Source organism: Pseudomonas sp. NMI542_15 (genome assembly GCF_021283425.1).
Classification (GTDB): Bacteria; Pseudomonadota; Gammaproteobacteria; order Pseudomonadales; family Pseudomonadaceae; genus Aquipseudomonas; species Aquipseudomonas fortuita.
Genome location: NZ_JAJSRO010000001.1, coordinates 1 through 11860, shown reverse-complemented (window position 1 = coordinate 11860; position 11860 = coordinate 1). Strand labels below are relative to the sequence as shown.

10 protein-coding genes are annotated in these 11860 nt (G+C 62.0%); 4 read left to right on the top strand and 6 right to left on the bottom strand.

Annotated elements, in window-relative coordinates:
- Positions 1–19 precede the first annotated feature (19 nt).
- The 4 genes from LU684_RS00050 to glnT form a co-directional block, all read right to left on the bottom strand.
- Positions 20–1345, bottom strand: a complete 1326-nt coding sequence (locus tag LU684_RS00050) for an FMN-binding glutamate synthase family protein (RefSeq protein WP_232893983.1) — start codon at positions 1343–1345, stop codon at positions 20–22.
- A 15-nt stretch (positions 1346–1360) separates the two neighbouring features.
- Positions 1361–2035 (bottom strand): protein glxC, encoded by a 675-nt coding sequence (locus LU684_RS00045; protein ID WP_016487529.1) that lies wholly within the window; start codon positions 2033–2035, stop codon positions 1361–1363.
- Between the two features lie 27 nt (positions 2036–2062).
- On the bottom strand, positions 2063–2968 hold the full coding sequence (locus tag LU684_RS00040) for a class II glutamine amidotransferase (RefSeq protein WP_232893982.1): 906 nt from the start codon (positions 2966–2968) through the stop codon (positions 2063–2065).
- Between the two features lie 65 nt (positions 2969–3033).
- Positions 3034–4368 carry a type III glutamate--ammonia ligase gene (gene glnT, locus LU684_RS00035; RefSeq protein ID WP_016487531.1) on the bottom strand — a complete coding sequence of 445 codons (1335 nt, stop codon included), beginning with the start codon at positions 4366–4368 and terminating at the stop codon, positions 3034–3036.
- A gap of 344 nt (positions 4369–4712) precedes the next feature.
- Here glnT and LU684_RS00030 point away from each other — a divergent pair, with 344 nt between their 5' ends.
- Positions 4713–5306, top strand: coding sequence for a helix-turn-helix domain-containing protein (locus LU684_RS00030; RefSeq protein ID WP_016487532.1), 594 nt, complete (start codon positions 4713–4715; stop codon positions 5304–5306).
- Between the two features lie 30 nt (positions 5307–5336).
- On the opposite strand, the gene LU684_RS00025 is transcribed toward LU684_RS00030, so the two are convergent.
- A complete protein-coding gene (locus LU684_RS00025; protein ID WP_016487533.1) occupies positions 5337–6887 on the bottom strand; it encodes a PAS domain-containing protein in 1551 nt (516 codons plus the stop codon).
- A gap of 278 nt (positions 6888–7165) precedes the next feature.
- Between LU684_RS00025 and LU684_RS00020 the strand changes: the two genes are divergently transcribed.
- Positions 7166–7786: a response regulator gene (locus tag LU684_RS00020; RefSeq protein ID WP_232893981.1), complete on the top strand. Its 621-nt coding sequence runs from the start codon at positions 7166–7168 to the stop codon at positions 7784–7786.
- Between the two features lie 56 nt (positions 7787–7842).
- Here LU684_RS00020 and LU684_RS00015 read toward each other — a convergent pair whose 3' ends face one another.
- On the bottom strand, positions 7843–8730 hold the full coding sequence (locus tag LU684_RS00015; protein ID WP_016487535.1) for a LysR substrate-binding domain-containing protein: 888 nt from the start codon (positions 8728–8730) through the stop codon (positions 7843–7845).
- 111 nt (positions 8731–8841) lie between these two features.
- Here LU684_RS00015 and LU684_RS00010 point away from each other — a divergent pair, with 111 nt between their 5' ends.
- Positions 8842–9903, top strand: a complete 1062-nt coding sequence (locus LU684_RS00010; RefSeq protein ID WP_016487536.1) for a YeiH family protein — start codon at positions 8842–8844, stop codon at positions 9901–9903.
- A 148-nt stretch (positions 9904–10051) separates the two neighbouring features.
- Entirely contained in the window at positions 10052–11425 is a 1374-nt protein-coding gene (gene ppnN / locus LU684_RS00005) for a nucleotide 5'-monophosphate nucleosidase PpnN (protein WP_016487537.1), read from the top strand.
- Positions 11426–11860 lie beyond the last annotated feature (435 nt).

Here is an 11860-nt window from a genome sequence, read left to right as displayed (position 1 = left end):
CAGCCCCAAAAACGGTGGATCAGTACTGCGCCTGCCCCGGCACCCAGGCCGTCCCCGCCAAGGGCACCCGCGCCATCGCGGCCGCTTCCACGGTCAACGCCACCAGGTCCTCCGGGTCAAGGTTGTGCAGGTGCGACTTGCCACACGCCCGCGCCATGGTCTGCGCCTCCAGCACCAGCACCCGCAGATAGTTCGCCAGCCGGCGACCCGCTTCTTCCGGGTTCAGGCGCCCGGCCAGGTCTGGGTCCTGGGTGGTGATGCCAGCCGGATCGCGACCGTTCTGCCAGTCGTCATAGAAGCCCGCAGCCGAGCCAATCTTCTTCAGCTCGCTGTCCAGCCGCGGATGGTTGTCACCCAGTGCAATCAATGCCGCCGTGCCGATGGCCACTGCGTCTGCCCCCAGGGCCATGGCCTTGGCTACGTCGGCACCGTTGCGGATACCGCCAGAGACGATCAGCTGCACCTTGCGGTGCATGCCCATTTCCTGAAGCGCCTGCACCGCCTGCGGGATGGCCGGAAGAATCGGGATGCCAACGTGCTCGATGAACACTTCCTGAGTGGCTGCGGTACCGCCCTGCATGCCGTCTAGCACGATCACATCTGCACTAGCCTTTACCGCCAGCTTGACGTCGTAGTAAGGGCGGCTGGCACCGATCTTCACGTAAATGGGTTTTTCCCAGTCGGTGATCTCGCGGATCTCGGCAATCTTGATCGCCAGGTCATCCGGGCCGGTCCAGTCCGGGTGGCGGCAGGCACTGCGCTGGTCGACGCCGATCGGCAAGGTGCGCATGCCGGCTACCCGCTCGGTTACCTTCATGCCCAGCAGCATGCCGCCACCGCCCGGCTTGGCGCCCTGGCCGAGGACGATCTCGATGGCGTCGGCCTTGCGCAGGTCGTCGGGGTTCATGCCGTAGCGCGAAGGCAGGTACTGGTACACCAGGTGCTGCGACTGGCCACGTTCTTCCGGGGTCATGCCGCCGTCACCGGTGGTGGTGCTGGTGCCGGCGATGGTCGCACCACGGCCCAGCGCTTCCTTGGCGTTGGCCGACAACGCGCCGAAGCTCATGCCGGCGATGGTCACCGGGATTTTCAGGTGGATCGGCTTTTTCGCAAACCGGTTGCCCAGCACCACGTCGGTGCCGCACTTCTCGCGGTAGCCTTCCAGGGGATAGCGCGACACGCTGGCGCCGAGCAGCAACAGGTCGTCGAAGTGCGGCACACGGCGCTTGGTGCCACCACCGCGGATGTCGTAGATGCCGGTTTCGGCGGCACGCTGGATTTCCTGGATGGTCAGGCGATCGAAGGTGGCCGACTCACGCAGTACCGGGGGGAATTGCTCGCTCATGGGAATGCTCCTGGATCAGTACGCGCTGGCGTTGTCGACTTTGAAGTTGTACAGCTGGCGGGCCGAGCCGTAGCGTTTGAAATCGGCGGCCTTATGGTCCAGGCCAGCCTTGTTCAGCAGTTCCTGCAGCTCTTGCAGGTGTTCGGCGCGCATTTCTTTCTCGATGCAGTCCGAGCCCAGTGACTGCACCGAGCCCTTGACGTAGATGCGCACCTCATACAGCGAGTCGCCCAGCGCGTCGCCGGCATCGCCACACACCACCAGGCGTCCGGCCTGGCCCATGAAGCAGCTCATGTGGCCAATGCTGCCGCCGACCACAATGTCCACGCCTTTCATGGAAATACCGCAACGGGCACCGGCATCACCTTCGATCACCAGCAGCCCGCCATGGGCGGTGGCGCCTGCGGCCTGCGAGGCACTGCCCTTGACCCTCACCAGGCCGGACATCATGTTCTCGGCCACGCCGACACCCACGTTGCCGTGCACGGTCACGCTGGCCTGCTGGTTCATGCCGGCGCAGTAGTAGCCGGCATGGCCTTCGATATCCACCGCCACGGCGGCGTTGATGCCCACCGCCAGGTTGTGCTTGCCGCCGGGATGGGTCACTTGCCATTCGAGGTCCTGCACCGCGCCGTGCAGTGACTGGTTGAGCACACGCACCGAAGTGCTGGATAGGTCGATCGTCTTCATAAGGTTCTCCAGGGGTTCGGTGGCAGGTCAGGCGCTTTCGCGCTCCCAGACGTACAGGGTGGCCGGCGCCGGTTCCCAGACCTTGGCGTGCTCGATGCCGGGCAGGCCGGCCAGTGCCTGGTATTCCGAGGCCATGGCCACGTAGTCTTCGGTCTCGGCCAGCACCGCCGGCTTGCAGGCAATCGGGTCACGGATCACGGCAAAGCCGTTGCGGGTGCCGATGGCAAACGTGAAGAAGCCGTCCAGGTCTTCCAGCGCGCCATCCAGGGCCTGGGCCAGGCTGTCGCCCTGCTGTAGCCGCCAGGTCAGGTAGCCGGCGGCCACTTCGGTGTCGTTATCGGTCTCGAAGCTGATGCCTTCGCGCTTGAGTACCTGGCGCAAGCGGAAGTGGTTGGAGAGCGAGCCGTTGTGCACCAGGCACAGGTCGGCGCCGGTGGAGAACGGGTGACTGCCCTCCATGGTCACGGCGCTTTCGGTGGCCATGCGGGTGTGGCCGATGATGTGGCTGCCCTTCATGCCGGCCAGGCCGAAGCGACTGGATATTTCCGCCGGCAGGCCCATGCCCTTGAGGATTTCGATGCTCTGCCCGGCGCTCATGATGCGCACATCGGGCGCTAGCTCGGCCAAGGCGCTGCGGGCTGCGGCCTCATCTGTGTGCACTTTGAGCACAGCGGCGCTGGCGTTCTGGTACCAGTCCAGCGAGCAACCCAGGTGCCCTTCCAGCTGGCCCATCAGGGTGGTCCAGGGGTAGTTGGTGTCAGTCGCTTGCAGGGTCAGCTTGACCCAGCCTTCGGCCACTTCATCGCCGTAGATGGCAAAGCCGGCGCTGTCCGGCCCACGGTCGGTCATGGCTTGGAGCATGGGTTCGAACAGCTTGCCTAGCTGGCCTTCCAGCTCGGGCTTTTTCAGGTACAGACCTACGATTCCACACATGGTGATGCTCCTTACTAGGCAGTGGGCGAGCGCTTTCGTGTCTGCCGCCCAGGGGATTGGGGCGGTCAGAAGAACTCGGTGTAACGCTGGATTTCCCAGTCGGAGACGTGGCGGCAGTACTCCACCCACTCCATGCGCTTGAGCTTGATGAACTCGTCGACGATCCCGGCGCCCAGCACCTCGCGGAACAACGGGTCGGCTTCGAGCGCGTCGACGGCCTCCTTCAGCGATTGCGGCAAGGTCTTGATGCCGCGCGCGGCAATTTCTTCAAGGCTCAGGTTGTAGAGGTTTTCATTGCACATCTCGCCCGGATCCAGCTGGCGGTCGATGCCATCGAGGCCGGCGGCGATAATGGCGGCGGTGACCAGATACGGGTTGCAGCCGGCGTCCGGCAGGCGGAACTCCAGGCGACCATAAGGAATGCGCACCATTGCCGAACGGTTATTGGCCCCCCAGGCGACGAAGGCCGGGGCCCACGTCGAGCCCGACAATGAACGGCCAACCACCAGACGCTTGTAGGAGTTGACCGTCGGCGCCGCAAAGGCACACAACGCCGCGCCGTGGGCCATGAGCCCTGCAGCAAAGTGATAGGCCAGCTTTGACAGGCCCATGCCGCTGCTGTCGGACGGGTCGTGGAACAGGTTCTTGTGGGTGCTGCTGGCCAGCGACAGGTGAAAGTGCATGCCGTTGCCGGCGCGCTTGGGGTCAGGCTTGGGCATGAACGAGCAGATCATGCCCAGGTCGTTGGCGATCTCACCGGCAGCCATGCGGAAGAAGGTGAAGCGGTCGGCCGACTCCATGGCGTCGCTGTAGGTGTAGTTGATCTCGAACTGGCCATTGGCGTCTTCGTGGTCAATCTGGTAGATGTCGAAGCCCACCGGCTGCAGCGCCTCGGTCAGGCGTTCGAGGAACAGCCGCGAGCGCGACAGGCCCTTGTAGTCGTAGCAGGGCTTGTCGAGGTTGTCGGAGGCGTCAACCAGTTGCAGCTTGCCGCCTTCGTCGCGGCGGAACAGGCTGAACTCGGGCTCAAGGCCGGTGTTCAGGGTCCAGCCCTTCTCGGCCAGGCGCTGCACCTGCTGCTGCAATACGTAGCGGCTGTCATAGGGCCAAGGCTGGCCGTTGACATGGCCCACGCACACCACCCGGCCATAGCCTGGCTGCCACGGCACCGGAACCAGTGTGGACAGATCGCCGCGGGCCATGAAGTCCGGGCCGTGCGGCTCCATGCCCATGCCGCAGATGGCGAACCCGGCAAAGCCGGCGCCCTCCTCGGCTACCATCTTCAGGCCCGATACCGGCACCGATTTGGTCTTCGCCGAGCCATGGATATCGACGAACTGCGCCAGCACGTACTTGATGCCGTGCTGGTCGAGGGTGCGCTGGGTTTCTGCTGGCAACATGGGTTGAACACTCCTGGGCAAGGGCGACGATTCCGCAAAGGAAACTTACTTTCCTCACAGGAATGCAATGCGCTTGCCAAGTTTGTTCAAGGTGCGCCCTTGGGTGTCTGTTCGGGCCTCTTCGCGGGCAAGCCCGCTCCCACAGGATTCGCCGCAAAGCCGCTTGGGAGTGGACTTGCCCGCGAAGAGGCCGGCACAGGCAAGACAAAACCCAGGCAGGATTTTCTGTTCTATTTGTGGGAAACTTGTTTTCACCTGAGGAAAGAAGCGGCCAGCGCAGCTGCATTTCGCACTTTCCCAGTGCGAAAACTTTATTCTTGAACTGAAACCGTGCAGGACTTTCGATGTCGACCGAAACCGAACCGCGCCTTCGTCTGGAGCAGTACCTGGGCCTGCAGATCAAGCGCCAGCGCCAGGCCCAGTCCCTCAAGCTCGCCGATGTGGCGCGCATTGCCGGCATTAGCCAGGGCATGCTGAGCAAGATCGAAAACGCCCAGGTGTCCACCAGCCTCGACACCCTCAGCCGCCTGTGCGACGTACTGGGCATGCCGATGGCCAAGCTGTTCAGCCAATATGACCAGCCCGACGGCAATGCTCTGCTGGTAAAGGCTGGCGAAGGTCTGGAAGTGGTGCGCCGCGGCACCGAGAAGGGCCACACCTACCACTTGCTCAATCACGCCAGGGGGCCGAAGAAAAACTTCGAGGCCTATAGGGTGAGCATGGATGACGCCAGCGAAGAGTTCCCCACCTTCGCCCACCCCGGCACCGAGTTCCTCCACTTGCTGGAGGGCGAGCTGGTGTACCGCCATGGCAACCAGCTCTATCACATGCACGCCGGCGACAGCCTCACATTCGACGGCGAAACCCCGCACGGCCCGGAGAAACTGGTGCAGGTGCCCATACGCCTGCTCTCGATCATGAACTACGGCGACGAGTGACGCGCGGCACAGGGCGAATTGCAGTGGGCACTACAGCTTGAACTTCACGCAAATCGTACTGTTTTCGGCTAGCCGATCCAGCGTGATTGCATCAGCTCCATACCCTGAATAGCTTTTCACCAGCCGCATACCCAAGCCTGTTCCGCTTGGTTCGGGATAAGACTCCGGAAAGCCCTCCCCCTCGTCCCTTACTGTAATCACAGCATGGTCGCCTGCGTTCTGGACGCTCACCCCAATCGTGCCCTTGCCATACTTGAGGGCATTGGTGATCAGCTCGGAAATGACCAGGCCCAACGGCGCCATCCGCTGTGGGGGGAGAATGAAAGCATCGGCGTTGAGCACGATCTTACGTTCAGCCAGCGCCGACCCCAGGTCACTCAACAAGGCGCCAAGATACTCCGATGCCAGGACGCCCTGGGTTTCTGCAGTCTGATAGAGGCGCTCATGCACACTGGCAATCGTCAGCACGCGGCTCGCTGCCGTCTGCAGCTGGACCTTGACCGCCTCATCCGCCGACAGGTTGGCCTGAAGCTGGAGCAAAGTGTTCACCAGGTGCAGGCTGTTCTTTACCCGATGGTGAATCTCTTCAAGATAGAGATCGCTGTCGCTCAGCTTGGTGTTTTGCACAGCAATCAGGGACAGCAACTGAGCCTCGTGCTGGTGCCGCTCGGTGATGTCCCGCGACACTGCGATCAGCCTGTCCACCTTGCCCTCGGCACTCAGAATGGGCGCAATGGTTACATCCCACCATCTCGGCTCATCGCCGGCCGTGGGGCAATAGGCCTCAAACCTCGCCGATTCACCGGCCACGGACCGCGCCATGGCATCACGCACGACGGGTTTGGAGTCGTCAGGCCACAGCTGGGTCCAGGGTTTGCCGCGCACCTCTGCCAGCTCGCTTATGTGCATGAGGTACATTCCGGCATCATTCATGAATTCGATATCGCCATGCGTGGTGAGGATCTTTACGCAATCGGGGCTGGCATTGAGCATGCTTTCCGAATAGCGATCCGGTAGCTGCTCATCTGCCCCATTTGCCAGGCGTTCCACGGCCATGGAGATGACGTTGGAGATACCTTCGAGGAACACCAGGTCGCTTTCGATGAAATCGTCACCCTCGGTGCTGTCCGCCTCCAGCACACCAAACGGCTGTAGCGCCCCCCGGATGGGCACGTTGATGGCGCGTTCGATGCCATACTTTTTCAACAGATCCGGCGTGCGGAAGCGCTGCTCCTGGCCCAGATGGTTGGAGAGCACCGGGCGGTACGTAGAGAGGGCATAACCCGCCGGACTGGCCACATCGCCACCGACCTTGGCGTGGCCGATATCAGAGGGATCCCAACCGACACCGTGGGTCAGCAAAAAATCATCGCTGCCAGGCAATGGCATCAACACCTTGGCAAAACGCGTGTGCATGCCTTTGGCCACAACGGTACAAGCCTGCGTGAGCAAAGTATCGAGACTCGTCGACCTGAGCGACGACACGCCATACTCCACCACCAACTGATGCTGCTTGTGTAAACGGGCATGTGACTTCTGCAGTGCAAGCCTGATCATTTCATCGGGAGGCAGTTGATGCATGGGTTCTCATCCACAGCTGGCAATTGGGAAGATTACTTTCGGGCGCGCCGTTCGACACCATGGCCCCTGCGGACGTGCCAGGCAGGGATCGAAAACTTTTCGTGGCTTCATTTACCAACGATCCAGCATCGATGGCAATGACGAAAACCATCTAAGCCCGGCGGTAATGGGAAAGTATAGATCGCTCGGTTTGCCAACAACCCAAGCGCCACCCGTCAGTTGCATGAAACCACAGATCATAGCCGCCCGCCGAATGGCTACATGATCGGGGTTTTGTTATGGCTCGCAGTGTATTGGTAGTAGAGGATGACGCGTTGATTCGAATGCTCGCCTGCGAAGCGCTGGAATCGCTCGACCTCGACGTGCGCAGCTGCGGCTGCGTCGATGAGGCGATAACGGTGCTGGAAACCACGGCCCGCCTGGATCTCGTGTTGACCGATATCCAGATGCCAGGCCAGCTCGATGGAGTGGACCTCGCGCACCTGGTCATTGACCGATGGCCGGGCACCGCCGTGATCGTGATGTCGGCCGGCCAACGTGATGCCGGCTCCCGCTTACCCGGGTCTGCTACGTTCCTCTCAAAACCTTGGACGGTTGGCCAGTTGCTGACTGCTATCGAGCAAACGCTATCTTTCAAAGCAAACGACTTGATGAGGGGTGAATACAGGGTGGACAAAATTGCCCAACTGGATGAGGACATGGCGATACTCGGCCAGGTCGCAGACGAGCTTGAACGCCAAATATCGCCCTGCCCCGTAACCAGGCCTTTGGTGATCGCATGGCTAACGGAGTGGGCGCGGCAGCCAGGCGCCGTGCCGGATTTAGGACGCAACCTGCCCAACCTTCCGCAATCACTCAAGGCAGCCTACCTCAGCTGGACCCATCAAAGTGAGGGATGATCTGCCAGCACTCTCGACCTGTGGGAGCGGGTTCACCCGCAAACAGGCCGGGGCCGTTACCCCACCGCCTGCAAGCCGACACACAACTCGAGAAACCGCGCTGCCGCCCTTGAGGGCGTTGCCGCATGTGGCATCAATATGGAAAACCGCCTGACCAACGGCTCAGGGGCAACTTGCAGTCGGTGCAGGGCCCCATCCTCATGCCGGATCGACATTGCCGACACAAAGCCAACCCCCATCCCTGCACGCACCGCCTCCTTCACCCCTTCCACCCCGGCAATCTCCAGCGCTACGCGCATCGCCACACCCTCACGGGCAAACGCGCGCTCGACGACCTGCCGCACACCCGAGCCGCTCTCGCGCAACACCAACGGGTAAGTGCCCAGCGCCCCCAAGGTCTGCGGACCACTGCCAGCCAGCGGATGACCGCTGGGCACGATGGCAACGATCTCGTCCTCACGCCAGGCTGTCACTTGCGTGCCCAACGGCAGCTCCTGCCCAGGCGGCCCTTCGATCAGGGCGATGTCGACACTGCCCAGCGCAGCGACGATCTCCGCCGTGTTGCCGTGTGATGTAGTCACCAGCACGTCCGGGTGACTGGCATGGAAATCGGCGATCAGGTACGGCAGCAGGTAACTGGCAGGCGTGGTACTGGCACCGATGCGCAAGGTACCGCGCTCCAGGCCACGCATGGCGTCGCGCAGTGCCTGGGCCTGGCGGAAGGTTTCGCGCAGGCGCTCGGCATGGGCCAACAGCTGTTCGCCGGCTGCCGTCAACCGCACCCCCCGCCCGGCGCGCTGATACAGCGGCTCGCCAAAAGCCTCCTGCAACAGCTTGAGCTGGCCGGACACCGCCGGTTGCGACAAATGAAGCGCCTGGGCCGCATGGCTGATGTTGCCGTGCTCGGCAACGGTGGCAAACGTTATCAGTTGTTCTGGGGTCATGATTTAAAAATATCAGCTAAACGGATATTTGCCATTTTAAATTACGATTTTTTATAAGCTTATAACCCGATTAACGTAGGCCTTGTCGAAACACCTTTCCGGAGGACACACATGGCCACGGTTCCGTCCAACCCCGCTTTTACGCCTACCCTCTCTACCCGAGGGCGGCTCAATGGCATCCTGTTCGTCGCGCTGTTCGCGCTTGCGGTCACTCAGCTGGCCGCACTGCCCGCCATCGCCAATCTGGGCATCAGCCCGCTGATTGTCGGCATCGTCGCCGGCGCCCTCTACGGCAATGCCTTGCGCGATGGTGTACCGGCCAGCTGGGCAGCCGGCATCAACTTTTCGGCCCGCGGCCTGCTGCGCATCGCCGTGGCCTTCTTTGGCCTGCGGGTCAGCCTGCAGGAAATTGCCGAAGTCGGCTGGTCGGGCCTTATCGTGTCGCTGCTGGTGGTGTCCAGCACCCTGTTGATCGGCCTGTGGTGCGGCATGAAACTGTTCAAGCTGGACCGCGATACCGCCCTGCTGACCGCCGCTGGCAGCGCCATCTGCGGTGCCGCCGCCGTGCTGGCCTTCGAGTCGGCACTGCGCAGTGCCCCGCACAAGAGCGCCATGGCCGTCGGCAGCGTGGTGCTGTTCGGCACCTTGTCGATGTTCCTGTACCCGCTGGCCATCAACGCCGGCTGGCTGCACCTGGACACCCTGGGAGCGGGGCTGTTTCTGGGCGGCACTATCCACGAAGTCGCCCAGGTGGTGGGCGCAGCCAGTAATGTCAGCCCTGAAGCCACCCATATCGCCACCATCGTCAAGATGACCCGGGTGATGCTGCTGGTGCCGGTACTGCTGGTAGTCGGCCTGTGGATCAGCCGCTCGCGCAAGGCTGATCAGGCGCAAGGCAATGGGCGCATTACGATGCCCTGGTTCGCCTTTGGCTTCCTCGCCCTGGTATTGGTGAATTCTCTGCAGGTACTGCCGGGTAGCGTGACGCAAGCGGTCAATAGCCTCGACACTTTTGCCCTGACCATGGCCATGACTGCGCTGGGTATGGAAACCCGCTTCAGCCAGATTCGCCAGGCGGGGCCAAAGGCGCTGGCTACCGGGGCGATTCTGAACCTGTGGCTGGTAGGGGGTGGATTGGCGATTACCCTTGGCGTGCAAAAGCTGTTGGGCTGAATCGGGACCGGGTTGGCTTCATCGCGGGGTTGCCCGCGAAGAAGCCAACCCGGTCTCAAGGTTTTTCACCAGCCCCCTCGTTGCCGCCCACATTTCTCGGTATGGTGTTGTCAAAGAAGGATGTTTTACCCGCACAGGAAAGACTTAGATGCCTCAACGCAATGTCATCAATGCATCCGTCAGCCCCAAAGGCAGCCTGGAAACGCTGTCACAACGTGAAGTTCAGCAACTGAGTGAAGTCGGTACTGGTAGCCTTTACACCCTTTTCCGCCAGTGCGCCCTGGCCATCCTCAACACTGGCGCCCATGTCGACAATGCCAAGACAATCCTCGAGGCCTACAAAGACTTCGAGGTCAAAATCCATCAACAAGACCGTGGTGTGCGCCTGGAGCTGCTGAATGCCCCGGCCGATGCCTTCGTCGATGGCGAAATGATCGCCAGCACCCGTGAAATGCTGTTCAGCGCCCTGCGCGACATCGTTTACACCGAAAGCGAGCTGGCCAGCCAGCGTATCGACCTGGAAAGCTCCCAGGGCATCACTGATTACGTTTTCCATTTGCTGCGCAACGCGCGCACCCTGCGCCCGGGTGTGGAGCCGAAGATGGTGGTGTGCTGGGGTGGTCACTCGATCAGCAGCGAGGAGTACCAGTACACCAAGAAGGTCGGCCACGAACTGGGCCTGCGCAAGCTGGACGTGTGCACCGGTTGCGGCCCGGGCGTGATGAAGGGCCCGATGAAGGGCGCCACCATTGCCCACGCCAAGCAACGCATGCATGGCAGCCGCTACCTTGGCCTGACCGAGCCGGGCATCATCGCCGCCGAGGCGCCCAACCCGATCGTCAACGAGCTGGTGATTCTGCCGGACATCGAGAAGCGCCTGGAAGCCTTCGTGCGTGTCGGTCACGGCATCATCATCTTCCCCGGCGGCGCCGGCACAGCCGAGGAGTTCCTGTACCTGCTGGGCATCCTCATGCACCCCGATAACCAGGACGTGCCGTTCCCGGTGGTGCTCACCGGCCCGCGCAGCGCCGAGCCTTACCTGCAACAGTTGCATGCCTTCGTGGGCGCCACGCTGGGCGAGGCGGCGCACCGGTTGTACGAAATCATCATTGATGACCCGGCAGAAGTTGCCCGGCACATGGTCGAAGGGCTCAAGGTGGTCAAACAGTTCCGCCGCGAGCGCAACGATGCCTTCCACTTCAACTGGCTGCTGAAGATCGAGGAGAGTTTCCAGCGCCCGTTCGACCCGACCCACCAGGCAATGGCCGAACTGGACCTGCGCCGCGAGCTGCCACCCCATGAGCTGGCTGCCAACCTGCGCCGGGCGTTTTCTGGCGTGGTAGCGGGTAACGTGAAGGACAAGGGCATCCGCCTGATCGAAGAGCATGGGCCGTACCAGATCCGCGGCGACAGCGCCGTGCTGGACCCGCTGGGCCGGCTGTTGCAAGCCTTCGTTGACCAGCATCGCATGAAGTTGCCCGGCGGCGCGGCGTATGTACCTTGCTACCAAGTGGTGACCTGACGGCCTGATACTTCTGATCTTGATCTTGATCTTGATCTTCGCGACTTCAGGAGGCCGAACGCAGGCCTTGCGAAGGGAGGTGACGGGCATGGATGCCCGTCAAGCGCTGGGCCCCAGGATGGGGCCTGCAGCGCGGTCCTCCCGGGAGCGAGGCCGGAGTGAGGGGACCCCGGAGCGCAGCGCAGGGGCCGGATGATCGGAGCGCAGCGTTTTTTGGTTACTTTTTGTCGCGTCTGACAAAAAGTGACTCGCCGTAAGGGCGAAAAGGTGAGTTAGTGTCGCCATCGCAAATGGCCTATGCGCGAGCTAAAAACCAGCACTGTTTCGCTGTTCGCTGTTCGCTGTTCGCTGTTCGCTGTTCGCTGTTCGCTGTTCGCTGTTCGCTGTTCGCATTCAGGTGTGGGCATCAACAATGAGTCAACATTCATTTTCAAA